21 protein-coding genes and 1 pseudogene are annotated in these 19,479 nt (G+C 68.4%); 8 read left to right on the top strand and 14 right to left on the bottom strand.

The features are described 5' to 3' along the window. Positions 1-247 precede the first annotated feature (247 nt). Positions 248-661: a helicase associated domain-containing protein gene (locus ACWC0C_RS44380; RefSeq protein ID WP_450870588.1), complete on the top strand. Its 414-nt coding sequence runs from the start codon at positions 248-250 to the stop codon at positions 659-661. Between the two features lie 54 nt (positions 662-715). Here ACWC0C_RS44380 and ACWC0C_RS44375 read toward each other — a convergent pair whose 3' ends face one another. Then, the gene (locus tag ACWC0C_RS44375) at positions 716-1,219 is read right to left on the bottom strand and encodes a Pycsar system effector family protein (RefSeq protein WP_450870567.1); all 504 of its coding nucleotides are present in this window, start codon (positions 1,217-1,219) and stop codon (positions 716-718) included. Further along, complete coding sequence (locus ACWC0C_RS44370; protein WP_450870566.1) at positions 1,216-1,929, bottom strand: adenylate/guanylate cyclase domain-containing protein; 714 nt, start codon at positions 1,927-1,929, stop codon at positions 1,216-1,218. The genes ACWC0C_RS44375 and ACWC0C_RS44370 overlap by 4 nt, the downstream gene beginning before the upstream one ends. Before the next feature lie 154 nt (positions 1,930-2,083). On the opposite strand from ACWC0C_RS44370, the gene ACWC0C_RS44365 reads away from it, so the two are divergent. Then, complete coding sequence (locus ACWC0C_RS44365; RefSeq protein WP_450870565.1) at positions 2,084-3,376, top strand: IS256 family transposase; 1,293 nt, start codon at positions 2,084-2,086, stop codon at positions 3,374-3,376. 356 nt (positions 3,377-3,732) lie between these two features. Here the strand turns inward: ACWC0C_RS44365 and ACWC0C_RS44360 are convergent, their stop codons facing one another. After that, positions 3,733-4,404: a GmrSD restriction endonuclease domain-containing protein gene (locus ACWC0C_RS44360; RefSeq protein WP_450870563.1), complete on the bottom strand. Its 672-nt coding sequence runs from the start codon at positions 4,402-4,404 to the stop codon at positions 3,733-3,735. 228 nt (positions 4,405-4,632) lie between these two features. Here ACWC0C_RS44360 and ACWC0C_RS44355 point away from each other — a divergent pair, with 228 nt between their 5' ends. Beyond that, the gene (locus tag ACWC0C_RS44355) at positions 4,633-4,923 is read left to right on the top strand and encodes a hypothetical protein (RefSeq protein WP_450870562.1); all 291 of its coding nucleotides are present in this window, start codon (positions 4,633-4,635) and stop codon (positions 4,921-4,923) included. Positions 4,924-5,057: 134 nt separating this feature from the next. On the opposite strand, the gene mobF is transcribed toward ACWC0C_RS44355, so the two are convergent. The 3 genes from mobF to ACWC0C_RS44340 all read right to left on the bottom strand — a co-directional run bounded on the left by mobF (position 5,058) and on the right by ACWC0C_RS44340 (position 8,131). Beyond that, the gene (mobF, locus tag ACWC0C_RS44350) at positions 5,058-6,518 is read right to left on the bottom strand and encodes a MobF family relaxase (RefSeq protein WP_450870560.1); all 1,461 of its coding nucleotides are present in this window, start codon (positions 6,516-6,518) and stop codon (positions 5,058-5,060) included. Further along, a complete protein-coding gene (locus ACWC0C_RS44345; RefSeq protein ID WP_450870559.1) occupies positions 6,422-7,027 on the bottom strand; it encodes a relaxase domain-containing protein in 606 nt (201 codons plus the stop codon). The genes mobF and ACWC0C_RS44345 overlap by 97 nt, the downstream gene beginning before the upstream one ends. Positions 7,028-7,879: 852 nt before the next feature. Beyond that, positions 7,880-8,131, bottom strand: a complete 252-nt coding sequence (locus ACWC0C_RS44340; RefSeq protein WP_450870557.1) for a helix-turn-helix domain-containing protein — start codon at positions 8,129-8,131, stop codon at positions 7,880-7,882. A 588-nt stretch (positions 8,132-8,719) separates the two neighbouring features. Between ACWC0C_RS44340 and ACWC0C_RS44335 the strand changes: the two genes are divergently transcribed. Next, the gene (locus ACWC0C_RS44335; protein ID WP_450870556.1) at positions 8,720-10,345 is read left to right on the top strand and encodes an outer membrane protein assembly factor BamB family protein; all 1,626 of its coding nucleotides are present in this window, start codon (positions 8,720-8,722) and stop codon (positions 10,343-10,345) included. 60 nt (positions 10,346-10,405) lie between these two features. Here ACWC0C_RS44335 and pqqE read toward each other — a convergent pair whose 3' ends face one another. Then, complete coding sequence (gene pqqE / locus ACWC0C_RS44330) at positions 10,406-11,797, bottom strand: pyrroloquinoline quinone biosynthesis protein PqqE (protein ID WP_450870555.1); 1,392 nt, start codon at positions 11,795-11,797, stop codon at positions 10,406-10,408. Beyond that, the gene (pqqC, locus tag ACWC0C_RS44325) at positions 11,794-12,483 is read right to left on the bottom strand and encodes a pyrroloquinoline-quinone synthase PqqC (protein WP_450870553.1); all 690 of its coding nucleotides are present in this window, start codon (positions 12,481-12,483) and stop codon (positions 11,794-11,796) included. The genes pqqE and pqqC overlap by 4 nt, the downstream gene beginning before the upstream one ends. A gap of 392 nt (positions 12,484-12,875) precedes the next feature. On the opposite strand from pqqC, the gene ACWC0C_RS44320 reads away from it, so the two are divergent. Then, positions 12,876-13,151, top strand: a complete 276-nt coding sequence (locus ACWC0C_RS44320) for a hypothetical protein (RefSeq protein ID WP_450870552.1) — start codon at positions 12,876-12,878, stop codon at positions 13,149-13,151. 45 nt (positions 13,152-13,196) lie between these two features. On the opposite strand, the gene ACWC0C_RS44315 is transcribed toward ACWC0C_RS44320, so the two are convergent. The 3 genes from ACWC0C_RS44315 to ACWC0C_RS44305 form a co-directional block, all read right to left on the bottom strand. Next, complete coding sequence (locus ACWC0C_RS44315) at positions 13,197-13,397, bottom strand: hypothetical protein (protein WP_450870551.1); 201 nt, start codon at positions 13,395-13,397, stop codon at positions 13,197-13,199. Further along, the gene (locus ACWC0C_RS44310) at positions 13,394-13,597 is read right to left on the bottom strand and encodes a LexA family protein (protein ID WP_450870549.1); all 204 of its coding nucleotides are present in this window, start codon (positions 13,595-13,597) and stop codon (positions 13,394-13,396) included. Before ACWC0C_RS44310 ends, ACWC0C_RS44315 begins: the two co-directional genes overlap by 4 nt. 110 nt (positions 13,598-13,707) lie before the next feature. Next, positions 13,708-14,220, bottom strand: coding sequence for a hypothetical protein (locus ACWC0C_RS44305; RefSeq protein ID WP_450870548.1), 513 nt, complete (start codon positions 14,218-14,220; stop codon positions 13,708-13,710). Between the two features lie 337 nt (positions 14,221-14,557). Here ACWC0C_RS44305 and ACWC0C_RS44300 point away from each other — a divergent pair, with 337 nt between their 5' ends. Further along, positions 14,558-14,881: a DUF6233 domain-containing protein gene (locus ACWC0C_RS44300; protein ID WP_450870586.1), complete on the top strand. Its 324-nt coding sequence runs from the start codon at positions 14,558-14,560 to the stop codon at positions 14,879-14,881. 27 nt (positions 14,882-14,908) lie between these two features. Here ACWC0C_RS44300 and ACWC0C_RS44295 read toward each other — a convergent pair whose 3' ends face one another. After that, positions 14,909-15,205: a hypothetical protein gene (locus ACWC0C_RS44295; protein ID WP_450870546.1), complete on the bottom strand. Its 297-nt coding sequence runs from the start codon at positions 15,203-15,205 to the stop codon at positions 14,909-14,911. Positions 15,206-15,437: 232 nt separating this feature from the next. Between ACWC0C_RS44295 and ACWC0C_RS44290 the strand changes: the two genes are divergently transcribed. Continuing rightward, on the top strand, positions 15,438-16,172 hold the full coding sequence (locus tag ACWC0C_RS44290; protein WP_450870544.1) for a hypothetical protein: 735 nt from the start codon (positions 15,438-15,440) through the stop codon (positions 16,170-16,172). A gap of 11 nt (positions 16,173-16,183) precedes the next feature. Here ACWC0C_RS44290 and ACWC0C_RS44285 read toward each other — a convergent pair whose 3' ends face one another. Beyond that, a complete protein-coding gene (locus tag ACWC0C_RS44285) occupies positions 16,184-17,752 on the bottom strand; it encodes an ISL3 family transposase (protein ID WP_450870543.1) in 1,569 nt (522 codons plus the stop codon). Between the two features lie 251 nt (positions 17,753-18,003). On the opposite strand from ACWC0C_RS44285, the gene ACWC0C_RS44280 reads away from it, so the two are divergent. Next, the gene (locus tag ACWC0C_RS44280) at positions 18,004-19,362 is read left to right on the top strand and encodes a Mu transposase domain-containing protein (RefSeq protein WP_450870542.1); all 1,359 of its coding nucleotides are present in this window, start codon (positions 18,004-18,006) and stop codon (positions 19,360-19,362) included. 31 nt (positions 19,363-19,393) lie between these two features. On the opposite strand, the pseudogene ACWC0C_RS44275 reads toward ACWC0C_RS44280, so the two are convergent. Further along, positions 19,394-19,479, bottom strand: a pseudogene (locus ACWC0C_RS44275) (IS5/IS1182 family transposase); the annotation flags it as partial.

The raw sequence follows: 19,479 nt of genomic DNA, 5'->3' as shown, positions 1-19,479 counted from the left end.
CGGCATACAACCACGCCCAACGCGCAGACTGCATCCCGATTTGAGTGGTTTCAGCCATGGTTGAGCCATGAAGTGAACGGGCGTTCGGCGCGGTGACCAGCAAGCAGCCTTCATGACCGCGCATCCCAGCCACGCCCAGTTCGCCACGATCGGCCTGGAAGCACCGGTACCAGGCCGCCCGTCATGACGTCGGCCGAGTCCCCGCGACCGCGTTCAGAGGCCCTGCCCGTGTGAGCGCTTTGGTGGCCTGCAAGGTAGCGGGCGAGGGCGACTGAACGACGCGGCGGCAGAGCCTTCCTCACCACGTCCGGGATCGGGCGCAGGCCGGCTATCTGCCGGCGGGACGGAAGGTGACGCCGTACTGTCGGCCGAACCAACCGGCCTCAGCGGCGGAACCGCCCACCGAGCGCAGGTAGAAGGCGTAGGCCACCGACGCGATCTACTCCTCGTCCAGGTACAGAACCCACAGGTTGCCGAGCTGGCGCACGGTGCCGCACCTTTTCCTGCAAGCCGTCAGCGGGCGACACCCGCAGCCGGGCACCAAGGTGCACGTACAGAGCTCCGGCTCGGGGCGTGGATCGGGAACCAGCGCTCGCGGGCTGCGACGCTGTCGCCGGAGCGGGTGGAGCAGTTGTCCGCGATCGGGATGCGCTGGTCGTAGCGGTATCTGAAAAGGACAGCGGAGCGGGCAGGGTGATTCCTGTCCGCCCCGTCGTTAGGCAAAGAGGCCAGCGACAAACACCGTGCCCGCGCCCAGGCCGAAGCAGATGAAGGACCACTGCACATGGCGGTGCTTGCGCCAGGCGATATCGCTCATCTTGATCAGCTGCTGGCTGAGAACAGGCAGGACGTCGGTCTGGAGCAGAGCCGTCGTCAGTTCGGTGGTCTCGCGGTGCCGTAGGTGGCCGAAGTAGATGAAGTGGTTGGGTGCTTCTGCCGCGAGCGTCTTGGCGGGTCGGAGGCGGGGGACAACGACCAGGCTGGCGAAGATCCCGCCGATCAGGATGAGGATCGTGCCAGCCCACAGTGGGGCTCGGACTCCCCAGCCGTGCAGGTGGGAGAACATGTGGCCGTCTGCCGAGAGCGCGACGATGCCCGCCGTTGCGGCCGATTCGAGGGTCAGGGCGAAAGAGGCCTTGGCGTCAACCCGGGCTGTCCACTCCCCCAGAGCGCCATGTATCCGCCAAGCGGTCTCCGTTGCTTCCTGCGGCGTGCTCATACGGCCCACCAGTAGCTGGCGCGATAGATCGTCATCTGCTCGCCGCCGACGTTCGCGATACGGGCCTCCCACATGTCCTTGCCCTTCGACAGCTTGGACTCCTCGTTGAGCATCTTGTAGACGGCGGCAGTGATGTATGTCCGGTACTGGCCCGTCTCGCGGATGTCGCTGAGCTTGGCGGCCACGTTGGGGGCGCGGCCGATCGAGACGAGGTCGCTGCTGTCGCGGACGCCGGCGCGGGCAATGAAGGCTTCGCCGGATGCGATTCCGACGCACATCCGGGGCTGGAAGCCGTCACGCTCCAGATGCGGCAGCTTGGAGTACAGGCTGGGCTGCACGATCTTCTGCATCGCGTAGTTGATCTGCAGGGCTGCCTTCGCGGCACTCGAGTTCTTCGAGTCCCCGATGAAGATCGCCATGACACGGTCGCCGTCGTAGCTGCGGATCTCCCCACCTCGCCGCTTGATGATCGTGGAAGCCGTCCGCAGAGAGGCCCTGATCACCTTGCCCGCAGTCTCCGGGCGGAAGTCCCGCGCCAGCTTCGTTGACCCCAGGAGATCCGCGTAGAGGTACACCGCGTCCAGCTTGACCGCGTCGTTGGAGTACAGCTTGACGTCGTCCGTTCCCGGCACGACGTTGCCGTTCCGGATCGTCCACGCCGTACTCACCAGCTTGTCGACATCAGACCGAATGTCGTCTCCCAGCGACATACGCCCCTCCCAGTGCCTGTATTTGAACTTTTGCCGGGAACCTAGCAGTAGGCACTGACAACCTCACCTTTCATGAGCGGCACTCTGATGGGCGAAGGAGAATGCCGGGACTGTAAATCGTTCGGTGTAACTCCCGATCATGGAAGACGCATCGATGACCAGTGAGAACGTGACCGAGCGCGAGTCTGTCGAGTCGGCAGCGGCTGTGTCGGCGAAGGCCGTGGACGACCAGCTGATCGACGAGCTGGTGCACCGGGCCCAGGCTGAGGGCCTGCAGTTGACCGGCGAGGGCGGGCTACTGCAACAGCTGACCAAGAGGCTGCTGGAATCCGCCCTCGAGGGCGAGATCACCGATCACCTCGGCTATGACAAGCACGATCCGGCGGGCAAGGACGGCGGCAACTCCCGCAACGGCAAACGCTCCAAGACCGTCCTGACCGACGTGGGACCGGTGGAGATAGCCGTGCCCCGCGACCGGGACGGCTCCTTCGAGCCGAAGATCGTCAAGAAGCGGCAGAAACGCCTGACCGGCGTCGACGAGATGGTCATCTCGCTGGCCGCGAAGGGCCTGACCACCGGAGAGGTCCAGGCCCACCTGGCGGAGGTCTATGGCGCCGAGGTCTCCCGGCAGACCATCTCCACCATCACCGACAAGGTCCTCGAGGGTATGGCCGAATGGCAAAGCCGCCCACTCGACGCCGTGTATCCGGTGGTCTTCATTGACGCCATCCACGTGAAGATCCGCGACGGCGCGGTCGCCAACCGGCCCATCTATGTTGCCTTGGCGGTCACTACGGAGGGCCGGCGGGAGATCCTGGGGCTGTGGGCCGGCGACGGCGGCGAGGGCGCCAAGCACTGGCTGCACATCCTCACCGAGATCAAGAACCGCGGCGTGCACGACGTGCTGATGCTGGTCTGCGATGGGCTCAAGGGCCTGCCTGAGGCAGTGGAGACGGTCTGGCCCAGGACGATCGTGCAGACGTGTGTGGTTCACCTGTTGCGGAACTCCTTCCGCTATGCCGCCCGCCAGGACTGGGACAAGATCGCCAAGCTCCTCAAGCCCGTCTATACGGCACCGACCGAGGAGGCCGCCTTGGACCGGTTCGCGGAGTTCGCCGATGCCTGGGGCAGGAAGTATCCGGCGATCGTGAAGTTGTGGGAGAACGCGTGGGAGGAGTTCACTCCGTTCCTGCGTTTCGACACCGAGATCCGCCGCATCGTCTGCACGACGAATGCGATTGAGTCGGTCAACGCCCGCATCCGGCGAGCGGTCAAGGCCCGCGGGCACTTCCCGAATGAGCAGGCCGCCCTGAAGTGCGTCTACATGGCCATCATGTCGCTCGATCCCACCGGCAAGGGCCAGGCCCGCTGGACCATGCGCTGGAAGACCGCGCTGAACGCTTTCGACATCACCTTTGACGGCCGACTCTCAGCAGCCCGTCACTAACCAACAACCCCAGTTACACCGCTCGTTTGACAGACCCAGAATGCCGGCTCCGGCCGCCCCGAACAGTGGTGCTGTTGCAGAAGGCTCCCCTGGAAAGTAGTCGGCGTTCCGGGAGTTCGCCGAAAAGCCCCTTGTCTTGCTGGTCAGAGCCCTGCGTAAGGTCGCGCCGGAAGGTGGTCCGCTGCGACCAGAGGCGGGACCAAAGGTGTGACCGGAGCCGCGACCGGACGCGCGACCGGAAGTGCAACCAGAGGCGACCCCGGTGGCGCATCCGCCCCATCTCGTGGGAAACGGGGCGGAGGCGATAGGCCCTGCACCCTGACGCCGGCAGGCGGGGCAATAGCCGCCGCGAGACGTTAGTCGCAGGTGTTGAGCATCTCGGTGAGCTTGGTCTTCTCAGGCTGAGTGATGCTCAGTCCGTACAGGTACTTGATGTCGGTCCAGGCCCGTGAGTAGGTGCACCAGTAGTCCTTGTTCGGGGGCGCCCACTGGTCCGGGGACTGGTCACCCTTGGAGCGGTTGGAAGCGGCGGAGACGGCGATCAGCTGCGAGTGGTCGAGGTCGTTGGCGAACTTCTTGCGCTTGTCGGTGGTCCAGGTGTCGGCACCGGACCGCCAGCCGTTGGCGAGGGGGACCATGTGGTCGATGTCGACCTTGGAGGCGGCATCGAGGGTCTTGCCGTCGTAGGGGCTGTACCACCTCCCCGTGGTGGCCCGGCACATCGAGTCCTGGGTGACGTCCTGGCCGTCGCGGGAGAGGACGACTTCACGGGTGTCGCATTCCCCGTACTGCTTGATCCAGTGGGGGAACTTCGCCCGCGAGTAGCCGGCCATCGAGTGCGGGGCGTCGATGGTGAGTTCGCCGAGTTCCTTCAGGGCGACGTCGGTGGCCGGCGGCTCGGGCAGGTCACGCCGCACGACCGCGGGGGCGGCCGTGGTTGTGGGGGGCGCAGCGGATGCGGGCGCGGGGGTTGCCGTGACGAGGAGGGACAGGCACGTCAGGGCCAGGGTGGCGGCGCGGCGCCGCACAGATGAGATGATCACAAGGCATCAACTACCCGAGCTGGCCGCGGTGTTGTTGCTTTGTCGCCCGGTCGCGGCATGGCGCTGCACTGAGTGGACGCGGAGAACCGTTCCGCTGGCCTGGCCGCCTCCTGCTACCGGGTGAGGCGGCGTGGATCAGCCCGGCTGGTGGGTGAGCGCAGTTAGGCTCTGGATTCGGATGATCACTCGGTGCGAGGAAAGAGGCTGTGCCTCATGAACAAGGCTGGCGCCGAGACAATCCCTGAGCGACTCGTCGACACGGTGGAGGCCGGGCCCGGTGGCGCCATGACCGACGAGGTCGGAGTCATCACCGGCGACTTGACCGTGGCCACAACGCGGCTCGCTGACGGAAGGGCCCAGATCGCGATCCAGTACGCGGGCGCCAAAGAGTGGTACACACTCACCGGCAGCCCCGCTCCCCTCCCCTCCGGTGGGTTGAAGGCTCTCCATCAGGATGTGCTGGAGCGTGTCCGTCACGGCGGTGGCGCCGAAGCCCCGAACTAACAGCGGGCAGGTGCATGCGCGGCATCGTCACCGACGATGCCGCCCACTCCCCGACGGTGGAGTCCACTCCATGCCGAGTGGGCGGTGCATCGTCGGTACACACCGCAGCATCGGGTGCCCGGCATCGGGTGCGCTCAGCGGCCGGCTTCTCGGCCGCGGTGCGGTCCGGGCTGCTGTGGGCGGTGCGCCTGCTGGTCGTTCGGGCGCACAGGTTGCGCTCCATCGGTATCGTCCTGTTCGGCGTAGCGGTCCGTGCGAGCGCGGGAGGCGTCGGCCGCTTTGGTGAACGCAACCTGGAGGTGGCGCAGTCGCGCGGCCGTGAGATCGAGGGCTTCCACGTCGGTGCGGGACTCCCGCAGGGCCCGCAGCGCCGTCATGTCGACCGCCTCCCGAGGTTCGGCCTCCGGCTTCTGGTCGTCGTGCTCGGGGGCGGCGGCCGGGAGCGCGAGCAGCTGCTCGGGCATCGCCGCCTGCTGGTGCGCGACGACGTCGTACGCCCGGCCCCGCACGCCGGCGTCGGTGGTGGCGCGCAGCTTCTCCCGCACGACCGCGCCGGCGAGGACGGCCCGGTCGTAGCTCAGCGGGAGGCGGGGTATCTCCCACTCCCCCGCTGTCTGGTCCGGGGTCCGGGGCGCAGCCGGCGCGCTGGGATCGGCCGGGGGTTGCCGGTCCGGGTCGGGTGCGGGGGTTGGTGGGCGGCGGCGGGCGGGGAGGTCGGACAGCGCCCACCGTGCGGTGTAGAGGCGGTAGCCGGACTCCAGGCCGCGCACGGTCTTCGGCTCGCTGATGTCCAGGCAGTGAGTGGAGATGGCAGCAGCCACGATCTGGTCGTCCAGGTCCGGGTCGCGGCGGCGGCCGCGCAGAACAAGGGCGAGGTGGCGACGGGCTTCGGCGAGCAGGTGCCGGCGGTGGAAGCGGCCGCCGTCGTTCATCACGAACACCGTCGCGGTGACGTCGACGGCCGCCAGGGCGACATCGACCACGGCGGCGACCCGGGCCCGGATCGCCGCAGCCGCGACACGGGCGTACTCGAGGAGGGAGTTGATGACGTCGGCGGCCACCCCGGAGGTGCGGATCGCGCTCTCCTTCCACTCCTTGCGCAGCCTGGCGAGGGGCCGGGCCTTCTGCTTCGGCGGGCGCGTCATCTTCGCGGCGATCTGGTTCAGCTTGGCGCGGGCCCGCTCGGAGACCACGGGCAGGAACTTCGGCTCGCCGTCGTCGTCGACGGCGGTGACGTACTCGCGCTCTAGCTCGGCCAGGCAGGCGGCGATCTGGTCGCTGCGCCGGGAGGTCCAACGGATCAGCTCGTGCGGCACCCCGGCAATCTCCATCACAGGCCGGCGCCCCGGGGTGACGGTGCGCGGCTCGGTCGCCAGCCCCAGCGCCTCGCAGACCTCAGCGGCCACGAGCTCGTTGTAGAGCGCTGAGGCGGCGACGGTGTTCTCGTGCAGCGCCGTGGTGTGGACCGAGCCCCACTTCCCGTCCAGACGCTGCCCCTTCACGGACACAAGCAGATGGTCATGGAGCAAGGGCATTCCCGACCGTGCCTCGTAGTGGCGGAAGCGGGCGGCGACCAGACCGCCGGGCGGCTGCACCGGTAGATGCCGTCCTTGCCGTACCGGATCACCGCCACCTCGTCCTCGATCCACTCCAGCACCCGCTCGATCGCGCGCTCGTGCGCGGCCTCGATCACCCGCCGGGTCTCCTCATCCCCCAGCGCCCACAACAGGTTGATCGTCGGCTGCGGCCGGAAGACGAAGTCGACACCCGTGACAGTCACCCGGCGTCCGAGGGCGCCGGCCTTGAACGCCTTCTTCGGGGACTCGCCCTTGGCGAGCCCGTCGGCCTCGATCCGGTCCGCGTACGGATGTCGGCCCCGCTCGCCGAACAGGTTCCGCAGCTGCGCCTCGGTGACCTCCTGCCCCGGCGTCAGTCCGAGCGCGGCCAGGCCGCGGCCCATCCATCGCCCGGCCGGTACACCGGCCTCCTCCTGAGCCTCACGCAGCGGCCTACGGGCCGGGCGGCGGCCGTCGCAGACAACGGTCTGACGCAGGTAGTAGCGGTACATCTGACCGGCTCGGATGACCCTGATATCCACTGTCATGGAGACCACGTCACACGGCTCTGACCTGCGAGAAAAGGCCGATCATCGGTACGTCCCGCCAGGCGGGAGCAGCAGCCGAACTTCTTTCTCAGGTGCCCGCCAGGCGGGAAGCGGCTCCGGCCGACGAGCCAGTGTCATCGCTCTCCAGCAGCACCCCCCGCAACGACCCGGAACGTACCGGGGATGACCGCGGTCATCCCCGGTACCACCGCCGGAGCTCATACTGGCAAGGGTCAGGGGTTCATCGGCTCTGTTCCCTTTGTCCCCGTCCCCGCCGGGAGTGGTTCGTCGCAGACCGGGCAGGGAGCCGTTCCCTGGAGAACCACGCAGAGCCAGTATCGGGTGACTTGGTCGCAGGGAATGTGAACGGCTGACCAAGGTGCTACAGGACCTGGGAACTTGTCGAGCGGGATGAGACCCGCTTCCCGCATCCGGTTCCTGGCCTGGTGGGCTTGAATCCGGCTGGTCTTCCTCGCCGGTCGCAGTGCTTCCTCCTCTGCGGCCCGGCGCTTCTCATGGACTCGTCCCCATGCCTGAACTCATACGGGGAACTTCGCCCCCGGGACCTGGCAGGCGACCAAGTACGCCTGGAGGGTGGGTACCGAGCCCGGCAGCGACCTGCGCCGGGAGATTCTCTCCGCCGTGCTGCGGGAGAGAGGGGCGTAGTCCCGTGTCTCCATGTACTGGCGGTCAGCCCGTCGTTCCATCTCCCGGGTTGATTGGAAGCCCGTTCTCCTCCCAGACACGTGCGAACGCGGCATCGAGTTCGTCGGCCGTCCGCACGAGACCGGGTCCGGGGGCCGGGGTGTAGCTGACTCGTCCCCTGCTGCTGCGCAGGCTCATGGCCTTGTTTCACATGGCCTGCGTCCGGCTGGGGTCCAGGTCGCAGGCCCCTATGTAGCCGGTGAGGGTCTCGTGTGAGGGAGGGATCTTTCCTCCCTCGGCACGTTGGATGATCGTGACGGAACACTTGATCTTGCTCGCGAGCTGCTCACGTGTCAGCGCCTTGCGGGTGCGGCCTTTGCGCAGGTGTTCGGCTAACTCGCCTATGCCGTTACCGGCGTTGGCCACCGGACTCGGTGGCCGACCCGCCCGGCTCGACATGGTGTTCGCTCCTAAAAAACCCTTCGTTGAACCCCGCAAGCAGCACAACGCCCGGCCCTCCTCGGCAACGAGGGCCGGGCGCCGGTCGAGGGCCTCACGCTGGGCGGCGGTGCCACGAACCCGACGGCACCCCACCTCCCCGGCACGCCAGCCGCGGTTCCTGCGGCCAGGACGGCGTGATTCCTCGATCGCCCGGCGGGCGCAGTCGATCCGGTCCGACTCGGCTTACCAGCGGCCGAATTCTGCCGTCCTCCCCCACGCCTGGGCCGCGACAGATCGAGTCGGTCGGTGCCGACCTCAGGTACCCAGCTCAGCTTCGAGCGCCGCGGAGTTGAGGACCCTCCCGGTGTCCTCGCCCCGTGTCTGTTGCTCCCTGGGAATGAATCCGTCGTCGTGCCGCGAGTTGGTTGCCCGATCACCTGAGTAGGCGTCAAGACAATCGGCCTCGGCCGGAGTTGCGCGGCCACACCACCGGACACCAGGGCAGATCATATGACACGACTCACGTCACCGACGAACCGACGAACCGGGACAGGAGAGAGAAGACGGAGGCTGCTGCGGCTGAAGTACGCTGCGGCGGCTGGCCTGTTGCTGCTCGGGCTCGCCTCCCAGGCACAGGCCATCGACTCCACCATCTCGCTGAACAACAAGCGCACGGGGTGGGACGCGAACGAGCCGAACCTGTCGCCGACTCAGGTGTCCTCGACGAGCTTCGGACGGCGCTGGTCCACTCCGGTGAACGGCTCTGTGCTGGCCCAGCCGCTGGTCACCGGCAAGAACGTGGTCGTTGCCACGGAGAACAACTACGTCTACGGCATCGACGCCGTCACCGGGAAGAAGAACTGGACCCGGCAGCTCGGCCCGGCCTGGCCCACCACGGCGGTCAAGGCCGACTGCACCTCGCCCGCGCCGCACAACGGGATCACCTCCACCCCGGTGTACGACCCGTCGTCCAACACCGTCTACCTCACTAGCAAGGTCAATGACGGCGCGGACGTGCAGCACCCGCACTGGTACTTCCACGCGTTGAGCGCCTCCACCGGCGCCGAGCGCGCGGGCTGGCCGGTGCGGATCCAGGGCACGCCGACCAACAGCCCCGGCCACCCGTTCAACGCGTTCACCTCCTTGCAGCGTGCGGGGCTGCTGCTGCTGAACGGCTCGGTGTACGCGGCCTTCGCCTCCTACTGCGACACCGCTCCGTACGTCGGCCAGGTGGTCGGGGTGAAGACCAGCAGCCGTAGCCTGACCCTGTGGTCCGCCGAGGCCGGCTCCGACAAGCAGGGGGCCGGTGTCTGGCAGAGCGGCGGCGGCCTGGTCTCGGACGGCTCCGGCCGGATCTTCCTGACCACCGGCAACGGCTTCGGCACGGGCTCCTCGCCGAGCCCGGGCCCAGGCAGCAAGCCGCCCGGCCACCTCGGCGAGTCGGTGGTCCGGCTCGGCGTGAACAGCAACGGCAGTCTCTCGGCGCGGGACTTCTTCAGCCCGGCCAACAACCGGACACTCGACAACAACGACACCGACCTCGGCTCGGGCGGGCCGGTCGCGCTGCCCGACGGCTTCGGCACCGCCGCGCACCCGCACCTGCTGGTGCAGGTCGGCAAGGACGGCCGGCTCTTCCTGCTGGACCGGGACAACCTGGGCGGCATGGGCCAGGGCCCGAACGGCACGGACAAACCGGTGAACGTGGCTGGACCCTTCGAGGGCGTCTGGGGCCACCCCGCCTTCTGGGGCGGTAGCGGAGGCTACGTGTACACCGTGGCCACCAAGATCGGCAACGCCCGTTCGCCGCTGCGCGCGCTGAAGTTCGGGGTGAACAGCTCCGGCATTCCGACCCTGACCAGCGTGGGCACCAGCAACGAGGGCTTCGGCTACGGCTCCGGTTCTCCCGTGGTCACCTCCAACGGAACATCCCGTAGCTCGGCGCTGGTCTGGGCGGTCTGGTCCGGCTCCGGCGCCAGCACCGGTGGTGCACTGCGGGTCTACGACGCGGTGCCCGTGAACGGTGTCATGCACCTGCGCCGCTCCTTCCCGATCGGCACGACGTACAGCTTCGTGGTCCCCGCCACCACCGGCGGTCGGGTCTATGTGGGGACCGGAGACGGCCACCTGGTGGCCTTCGGCACCGCGGCTCCGCCCGCTGCCAGCCCGACTCTGCCATCCTCCGGCCCGACTCCCCCCTCGTCCGGCCCGACAGGCGGGTGCCACTGTGAGTAGATCGGCCAGGCACGGATCCTGAGCCTTCGCCGCGCTCGTACCCTGGCCCCCGGACGCGACTCAGCGGAAGCGTCTGGGAGCGGGGGCCGGGGCGTCGGCCGGGATGGGGTCGGTGACCAGGTGATGGTGCGGCGAGAGGGGGCAGGCTGGATCGGTGGCGGCCGGATCACCGGTGAACTGGAAGGCCTGGCAGCGACAGCCGCCGTGGTCCACCTCGCGCAGTGCGCAGCTGCGACATGGCTCCGGCATCCAGGCGGTGCCCCGGAACTGGTTGAAGGCGGGCGAGTCGTGCCAGATCGCCGCCAAATCCTCGGTGACCGCGCTGGGCACCGGCAGACCAGGCAGCTGAGCGGCGGCGAGGCAGGGCAGCACATCCCCGTTGGGCGCGACCACCAGCTGACGCTCTCCCCAGCCGTTCATGCAAGGCTTCACCTCGCCGACGTGGTGATCGGCGGCGACGAGCACGATCTCGGTCCGCCCGATGTGGCGTTCCCGGGCTGCGGCGACGTCCCGCTCGGCCTGCCGGACCTGTTCTTCGCCGGGCGCGAGGTGCGCGCGGTTGCGCCAGGCCCAGCCGTAGTACTGGGTGTGCGCGAGTTCGACCCGGTCGGCACCCAGCGCTACCGCCTGGTCGGCGAGGTCGCCGAGCCGCGCCAGATTGCCCCGGTGCAGCACGGCGTTAATGGTCAGCGGCAGTCCGGCGTCGGTGAACTGCCGTGCCGCGGCGAGTTTCCGGTCATGTGCGCTGAGTCCGGCGACGGCGTCGGCGCGGCCCGCGTCGGCGTCCTGGAGTGACAGTTGCACATGGTCGAGGCCCGTGTCGGCGAGTTCGGCAGCTCGCCCGGCGGCCAGCGGGATGCCGCTGGTGACCAGGTTGGTGTAGAGACCCAGCCGACGGGCCCGGTCGACGAGTACCGTCAAATCGCGACGCAGCAGCGGTTCACCGCCGGTGAGGTGGACCTGGAGCACGCCCAGTTCCCGCGCCTGGCCGAGGAGCCGCAGCCAACGCTCCGTTTCCAGCTCGTCGCGGTATCGGGACAGTCCGACCGGGTTGGCGCAGTAGAGGCACTGGAGCGGGCAGCGGTAGGTGAGTTCGGCGATCAGGCCAAGTGGAGCGGGCGTGCGTACGGCGGTGCCGGACGGGCCGGCGGCGGCGACGGGGCGGGCGGGTCTGCCGGTGCCGTCCAGGGCGAGCAGCCGCCGTTCGGCGAGATCGGCGAGCAGTGCGTCCACCTGCTCGCCGTCCACCCCATCGTATTCGTCGCGGAGCCGGGCGGTGATCGCTCGCGCGCCCCGGCGTCCGTCGCAGTGCTGGAGTACGGCGGCCGCGCTGTCGTTCAGCATCAGCACGCCCTCGGGGTAGACCAGCGCGGCCTGGTTCCGGACCGGGTCGTGCACCAGCCGCACCCCCTTGCGCAGGCCGGGGATCACAGCGGGGCTCGCGGTGCTCACCGGGCGGCCCCGTAGTCGACCGCGTCCAGCATGGCGTGCAGGACCTCGCACTTGAAGGCCAGGGCGTCGATCGCGGCCAGCTGCTGCTCGGCGGTGACACAGTGGTCCAGGACGAGCTCAAGGGTGCGGGCGCTGTCCTTCCGGGCGACCGGGATGCGGCGCTCGAAGTAGGCGTAACCGGCCGGGTCGACCCACTCGTAGTGCCGGCGCCAGGCGGTGACGCGGGCAGCCATGTGGTCGGGCGAGAACATCTCGGTGAGCGCCGCTGCCACACCTTCGGTCCACGGTCTGGTCCGGCAGAAGTGCAGGTAGCCGTCGACGGCGAAGCGCACCCCACGGGCGACGTGCCGCTCGTCGAGGACCTCGGCGCGGTCCAGGCCGACCGCCTCGGCGAGCACCAGCCAGTCGGCCAGCCCGCCTTCGGTGCCGCTTGTACCGTCCTGCTGGCCGAGCCGCTCGGCCCAGACCCGGCGGACCTCCGGCAGGGGGCAGTTGGCGATGATCGCGGCGTTCTTGCGGGTGAGGCAGAGCTGGTAGTACCAGCGGTTGGCGACCCAGTGCCGCAACTCCGGCGGCGTGCAGCCACCGGAGTGCAGGCGCTGGTGGAACGGGTGACTGTCCCAGTACCGTCCGCGCAGGTCGTACAGCCTGGCGGCGAACCTGTCGCGGGTCAGCGCTGGCGCCACGGGGCGGTCTGTCCGGCGTAGGCGGTCACCTCGGCGCCGGTGCGGTGGCATTCCACCACCGGGGCTGACCAAGCGGGTTTGGCTGCGGCCCGCCGGACTGGGAGCGCGGCGGGGGTGGATCGCCGAGTACGGGTGGCGGTCACAGGTACCTCCTTGGTGAGCGGGGTGGGAGCGGACCCGCGGGCCTGCCGTGGGGAACCGTCCTTACGGCAGGACGCTACGAGCCCTCCCGCCCGGCCGCCGGTTCAGCACCCCCGCATGGGTGACGATGCGTGGTGGCCGCTCACCGAGGACGGCCCCGTAAGCCACGGCTACCAGTTCGAGGTCACCGCCGAAGACAACATCCCGGCCCTGATGCCGCTGTACTCCTCGGCCATCTACGGCTGGCTGCGGTGGTGGTGGCCGAGAACGGCTCCCCGAAGCGCACCAGGAAGAAACTCCCGCCGCCGCCCGACCGGCTGCTGATGCGGTACGCCGACCAGGACCACCTGCTCCACATCACCGGCATCGAACGGGCCCGCTGGCCCTACCCGCCGCCAAAGGGCACGTCACAACGGTGGCTCGAGGCGCCGGAGGCCCGGAAGGACCAGATGCGCGAGCGGTGGGGCAAGCCAGACGACTGGAACCCCCCGCCCGACGACGGGCCCGACCCCACAGAACACCGCTGACCAACGAGATGCCGAGCCCGCCCGCCGCGCGCAGGAGGAAGGGGCCTACCGCTGGTCGGGCCACGCATCCAGTACAACGCCGCTGTCCTCGTCCGACAAGGTGACCCGGGCTCCGGGCATGGCGCCCCCGTACAGGCCGACCCAGTCGCGGAACTTGTCGCGGGCGACGTCCTCACGCCCCCACCAACCGTGCTGCATCGGCCGCTCGGCCGCGAGCAGCAGGTAGTAGCGGCCCGGGCTGGTCATGCGAGCCGGATCCCTCTCGCACGGCCCCGCTGGCGGACGATCGCCTGCTTCGTCTCCAGCTCGACCAGCTGGTAGTGGACGCTGGACCGGCTGCGCATGCCGACCGCGTCCCCGATCTCCTGCACCGTCGGCGCCTCGCCATGGTCGGCGATCGCCTGCCGGATGCAGCGCAGGATGCGCTCCTGGGTGTCCTGTCTCACTCAACTTTGGCCGGTGTCTCACCGAAGTTTGATCGCCGTGGCGGCGTCCCTGACGGTGGCCATACGGTCGAACGGCAAAGAAGTTCTACAGCTGGCCAGGCGTCACAGCGTTACTGGTCTGGTGAGTCTCGGAGCACAGTAACGTTGTCGAGGAGAGCTGTGAGCCGCTCCAGGATCCGCTCGTTCAACCCGCTTCTCATTCGCCGTACTTCAGCCAGTTCTGCCGATGGGACGACCGACGTGGCACCCGAGACCAGGGCCACCACCTTGGCCGAAACGGACTCGAACGCAATGTGCTCGGTCCCGATCCACCACCCGTCTCGCATCGCTGCGTCCGAAGCCTCCAGAGCAGCTTCGCGAAGCTCAGAGATACGCCGCGCGACAGCCTTCGCGGATCCCCGCCGCGCGCTCGCGGCTTCATTCAGGTAGAGGTCCCAGGCCCGATAGGCGGAGCGGATCGCAATGAGCCGTTCCACCACGCCAGCCTCGCGTTCCTCCCGACGCTGCTGGGTCTGTTGCTGCGCTGCAGCGCGAGCTGCTCGTACGGGGCCCAGGTAGCCGCCTAAGGCTGTGAGACCAGCACCCGCCATCGCGCCGACCGCACCCCAGACCGCGCCGTCCATGTCCTCCCCCATCCAACGATCAGTTGCCCGCCAATCGTGGTGCAGCGCCTGCAGAGTGCCACTCGACAGGGGCAGTCACAGTCACCATGGAAGTCCAAAAGAACTGCCCTGCGCTGGGAATCAGCTCAACCATCGACGAGACAAGCAAGCAGCCGTCAAACTTCGGTGAGATCGCCCAATCTTCGGCGAGACAGGTCACTGGGTGTCGGTGAGGTGCTCTACACGGTGCATACTGAGATTAGAGCGCGTGTTCGATTTTCTGGGCAAGGCGAAACACGCCGGCGCAGCGCGGAGGAACACCCAAGTGCACGACGATTCCCCGCCGACCCGCCTCGACATGCTGCGGTTCGCCCGCCGCGTCGTCGAACAGCAGACCACGCGGCAGCTGGCCCTGATCGACCGGTGGATCGCCGACGAGGAGCGACGTGAGGCGGAACGACGCCGGGGCGTGGAGATGCGGCCGGCCCCACCGGACTGGCTGATCCAGTACGGCCTCAACCGCACCAACGTGGACGCGGTGCACACCGGCCACTGCTGGGCGGCGGCCAAGAGCGGCCGCTGTCGCCCAGCGACCCGGCAGCAGGCGCTCGATGCCCTGCGCCGGCAGGTACCGGCATGCGTCCACTGCCGCCCGGACACAGCGCTGGGCATCCTGGAGTAGAAGACGAGGGCGAGGCTCTGGCGGCGGTCAGGGCGTATCGCCGGAGTAGTAGAAGCGGCAGCTCACCCCGGGGCCCGGTGTGCACGGTTCGCCGGGGTGCGGGTCGTACAGGGACCGACCGCCGGGGAACTGCCCGAGCTCGGTGGACAGGGCGGCACCGTCGTCGACTTCCTCCGGCCGCCAGCCGGTGATGTCCAGCAGCAATCCGTCCAGCGGCCCGCCTATGAGCGCGGCGTAGGTCTGCCATGGCAGTGGGCCGGGGTTGGGGTCGTCGTGGTCCTGGCCGTACACGCGGCCGCGCAGCAGCTGCTCATCGCCGTTCATCCGCCCAGCGTTCCAGCCGCCACTGACACCGGCCGCTGCACCGTCAGCGGCCCGGCGCGGCGGCGGCGCCGACGCGCAACGCCGGCGAGCGCGCCCCGATCCCCGGCTGCGTCCGCGCCGCCCATCCCTTGATGAGGATCTGTGAATTTGGTTCTGGCCGCGATTCCGTGAATGATCTCGGAGTCGCTTGACCCGGCGTGGCTCATCGAGAGCCACCTGGTTGGATGACCGCATGACGGATTGGTCGACACTCACCGACGCGTGCGGCTCCGCGGAACACGTGCCTGGCCTCCTAGACCGGTTCGAGGCCAATCCGAGCGGTGTGTGGTCCGAGCTGATGGACCACCTGTGCCCGCAGTTGGACACCGCCTTCACCGCCAGCTTCGCAGCACTTCCGCGATTGGCCGAGATCGCGAATTCGGGCAGCCCGGAGACCCTGGGCTCGGTGCTGCTTGCGGCGGGAGCAATCGCTGCCTGTTCGCCGGGGCGGGCCGAGCCTGGCAGCCCCCTGACGGTCTTCGCGGATCCGATTGCGGTTCTGCACGAGCTCACCGATCGCCGCCTGAGCCAGACGGCCGAGGCCGGGGAGTACGTGAACCTGCTGCAGGCCCTGCTCTCCTTCGAGGGCGTCGAGATCTGGGACCGCTCCCTGGACGGCCTGCAAGCCGGGGAGTACGAGGTCGACTGCCCCGACTGTGGCGTCAACATGTTCGTGGTGATCGGGCAAGACGAATCCTTCTGCTGCACTGACGACTACGCGCTTCAAGAAGTGCAGAAGTCGCCCCTCTATCCGGCACGAGTGCAGGAGCTGGCAGGGTTGTCGCAGAGGCTGTTCACGCGGACCTTGGCGGACGGCCAAGAGGGCCTGGCTCAGGGCGTCGGCTACCTGTTCGGACGGGCCGCCTGCCCGGACTGCGGGACCGACTTCTCGGTGGCCGAGCGCGTGGTGGCGGGCTGGATTCCGTGACCGGCCCGAAGCTATGTATGAGCGAGGATTCGGGTCCGTAGTAGTCGGAAGCTGGCCCGCCCGTACATGGCTCGCTTGATCGTTTTCACGCGATTGACATGGCCTTCGACCTTGCCAGAGCTCCATTCGTGGGTGAGGCCGGCAGTGACAGCGTCGAAGTCCTGGCGGAGGAACGCGGCGAACTTTGCGACAGGGGGAACGTCGGACTGTTCGGCCTGGCGGATCCAGGCAGGCAGCAGCTGGCCTCGGCGGTTGCGGACGAGGTCAGTGAAGGCCCGGGCGAGGTCGCAGGCCCGCGCGATGTCTGGGCACGCGAGGCGGGCCTGATCGAGGTGCTCGACCTCCTGGGTGCTGAGGCGCTCGCGGGGCCTCGTGATCCAGGAGGTGATCCGGCGCGGACTCGGAATTTCCGCTGGTGCGGCCGGGGCCGTGCCGGCTTTCAGGGTTCGCAGGTAGGGCGTGAGCGTCGAGTAGCCGCCGCGGAATCCGCGCTCGCGGATCTGCTGGAACAGCGTGCGGCCGTTGGTGATACCGGCGGCGTACTGCTGCTGCAGGAAGGGCTTGAAGGCGTCCAACTGCTCGGGGCGGCGGTCTCGGGCGCGGTTGATGAGGTGCTCGAGGCTGGTGTCGCGGTAGCGGCGGACCGTCTTGCGGTCGAGGCCGAGGCGGCGGGCGATGTCGCTGAGCGGATGCCCGGCGGCGACCATGCGGGTGACTTCGGCGTGGTGGTGGAGAACGCGTTGGACGATGCGCGTGGGCGGAAGTGCGTCCACCAGCGGCATCTGGATCGGGCGGTCACGTCCCCGTTCCGCGTGCTTCTTCAGGCACGGCCGGTGCTGATGGCACGTCTTCTCGATCGCGTCAGAGAGATTCTGGAGCAGATGCCAGCGGTCCGCGATCTCCATGGTGTCCGGAGCGGCTTCCTTGATCGCCTTCGTGTAGGTGCTGGCTCGGTCGCGGCAGACGATTTCCGCGCCCGGATGGGCGGTCAGCCAGGCGGCGAAGGTCTCCGAGGTACGGTCGGGCAGGACGTCGACCACCCTCCCGGCCTCGACGTCGACCAGGATGGTGCCGTACCGGCGCCCGCGGCGGAAGGCGAACTCGTCCACCCCGAGGACCCGCGGTGCCCGCTCCGGCGCCGGCGGCTCCTCCAGCAGCCCCACCAGGCGGGTCCGGCCCGCCGCCAGGTTCAGCTTGCGGCACAGCCGCTCGCCGGCCCGGCCGCCGAGCTCGACGGCCACCGTCGTCAGCCACTCCTTCAACCCGAGGCTGGACCGACGGCGACGCTCCGTCAGCCGATCGACCTGCTCGACGAACGTCCTGCGGTTGCACGATTTCCGGTCGCAGAAGAAGCGCCGCACCTGCAGACGCACGACCAACTTCTGTCCACCCAAGGGGCGTTCGGACAGGGCGCGGCGGTAGGTCGAATGCACTCTGCGTCCCCGCCATAGGCAGCCCGGGCAACACGGTGGTCGTCCGCAGGCCACAGCATCGACGAACAACAGCGCAGCGGTGACACTCACGCCCTCCAATCGCACATCGATCCCGGGAAACAGCACGTCTTCGATCGAGGCCCCCATGATCGAGAACTGCCCCGAGTGAACGTTCCTGCATTCATGCTCTGACCTGGGCTTTCACGGAATCGCGGCCAGAACCTTGAACTTCCCCACCTCCTGCTGAGACATGGGACAAACCTGCTCTGTTGATCTCCTCACCCTTCGTGTGATCTTGTGCGGTCTCTTCGCGTGATCTTCTCCGGCGTGTCGAGTTGTCCCGGGAGTGTCGCGGAGAGCCTGCGTGAGCCATGAGTTCGGCCTGTTCGGGGGCCTGAATGCTCACGCGGGAGGAAGACCTGGATGCTCACGCTCTGCGTCGCCAGGGATGGACGATCTCGGCGATCGCACGGCATCTGGGCCGGGACCGCAAGACGATCCGTGCCTATCTGAACGGTGAGCGGACCTCCGGTCAGCGCCGTCAGGCGCCGGACGCGTTTGTGCCGTTTCTGCCGTACTGCCAGCAACGGTTGGCAGACGACCCCCACTTGTGGGCCTCGACCTTGTTCGACGAGGTCACGGCACTGGGTTATCAGGGGGCTTACTCGACGTTCACTCGAGCCCTGCGCCGTTATCAGGTCCGTCCGCACTGCGAGCCCTGTCATGCCTCCACCGGCCGGAACGTTGCGGTGATCGCGCATCCACCTGGTGAGGAGATCCAGTTCGACTGGCTGGAACTGCCAGATCCTCCGAAGGAGTGGGGAGTGGGCGAGCATGCCCATCTACTGGTGGGGGCGCTCGCGCACTCGGGCCGGTGGCGGGCGGTGCTGTCGGATTCGGAGGACTTCCCGCACCTGGTCCAGGCCCTGGACGAGATCATGCGCAAGCTCGGTGGCACTGCACGACGCTGGCGCTTCGACCGGATGGCCACGGTCTGCTACCCCTCCAGCGGGCAGATGACCTCCGCTTTCTCTGCGGTCGCCAAGTACTACGGGGCCGGGGTCGACATCTGCCCACCCCGCCGCGGAAACCGAAAAGGAGTGGTCGAGAAGGTCAACCACTCGGCCGCACAACGTTGGTGGCGCACGGTCCCGGACGGGCTGAGCGTCGCCCAGGCCCAGTCCGGTGTCGACAAGCTCGCCCACCGCATGGACGAGCGACGGCGTCGCATCGGAGGAGTGGCTACTACGGTCGGTGAACTTGCAGACTCCGAAGTCTTGCTGGACATTCCGGTGAGACCCTTCCCGGCCGAGTTGGAAGTCGAGCGGACGGTCAGCCCGCAGAGCCTGGTGCAGTTCGACGGCAACTTCTACTCCGTCCCGCCGGGCTTGCCAGGCGTCCAGGTCAAAGTGCTGCACCGCCTGGGCGAGAACGATCTGCGGATCGCCACCGCGGGCCGGGCAGTGATCGCTCAGCACCGCAGGGCCCTGCGAGGTGCCGGCCAGACCATCCGGGACGACGGCCACGTCATCGCTCTGGAACGGGCAGTGCTGACCGCGTTCTCCGACCGAGCTCCCTGCAAAAACAAGGTTCGCAAGCCGCTGACTGAAGCCGCGATCGCGGAGGCCGAGCGCCTGCGCGGATCATCCCTGGCTGGTGATCCGGCCGAGCGGGTCGTGATCGACCTGTCCCACTATGCCGCCGTGGCCGACCGGCTGCGGAGTGTTCCCCCGTCGAAGGAGGAGAACCCGGAGTGAGCACGTCGCCCATGCAGATGAGTGAGCTTCTTCAGCGTTGCCGCTCCAGGGTGAGGACGGCTTTGGCGATTGACGTCATGCGGTTTGGACTGCATCGGGATCTGCGGAAGATGCGCC

The organism is Streptomyces sp. NPDC001709, from assembly GCF_053596375.1.
The sequence above is the reverse complement of the archived record's forward strand: the minus strand, read 5'-3'. Positions and strand labels throughout refer to the sequence as shown.

Bases quoted from the DNA above. Each gene is read 5' to 3' on its own strand.
- ACWC0C_RS44370 (WP_450870566.1), bottom strand. From the start codon at position 1,929: ATGTCGCTGGGAGACGACATTCGGTCTGATGTCGACAAGCTGGTGAGT.
- ACWC0C_RS44300 (WP_450870586.1), top strand. From the start codon at position 14,558: ATGCTGCGGTTCGCCCGCCGCGTCGTCGAACAGCAGACCACGCGGCAG.
- ACWC0C_RS44305 (WP_450870548.1), bottom strand. From the start codon at position 14,220: ATGGACGGCGCGGTCTGGGGTGCGGTCGGCGCGATGGCGGGTGCTGGT.
- ACWC0C_RS44295 (WP_450870546.1), bottom strand. From the start codon at position 15,205: ATGAACGGCGATGAGCAGCTGCTGCGCGGCCGCGTGTACGGCCAGGAC.
- ACWC0C_RS44340 (WP_450870557.1), bottom strand. From the start codon at position 8,131: ATGTCGAGCCGGGCGGGTCGGCCACCGAGTCCGGTGGCCAACGCCGGT.
- ACWC0C_RS44290 (WP_450870544.1), top strand. From the start codon at position 15,438: ATGACGGATTGGTCGACACTCACCGACGCGTGCGGCTCCGCGGAACAC.
- ACWC0C_RS44345 (WP_450870559.1), bottom strand. From the start codon at position 7,027: ATGACAGTGGATATCAGGGTCATCCGAGCCGGTCAGATGTACCGCTAC.
- ACWC0C_RS44365 (WP_450870565.1), top strand. From the start codon at position 2,084: ATGACCAGTGAGAACGTGACCGAGCGCGAGTCTGTCGAGTCGGCAGCG.
- ACWC0C_RS44285 (WP_450870543.1), bottom strand. From the start codon at position 17,752: ATGGGGGCCTCGATCGAAGACGTGCTGTTTCCCGGGATCGATGTGCGA.
- ACWC0C_RS44315 (WP_450870551.1), bottom strand. From the start codon at position 13,397: ATGACCAGCCCGGGCCGCTACTACCTGCTGCTCGCGGCCGAGCGGCCG.
- ACWC0C_RS44375 (WP_450870567.1), bottom strand. From the start codon at position 1,219: ATGAGCACGCCGCAGGAAGCAACGGAGACCGCTTGGCGGATACATGGC.
- ACWC0C_RS44355 (WP_450870562.1), top strand. From the start codon at position 4,633: ATGAACAAGGCTGGCGCCGAGACAATCCCTGAGCGACTCGTCGACACG.
- ACWC0C_RS44280 (WP_450870542.1), top strand. From the start codon at position 18,004: ATGCTCACGCGGGAGGAAGACCTGGATGCTCACGCTCTGCGTCGCCAG.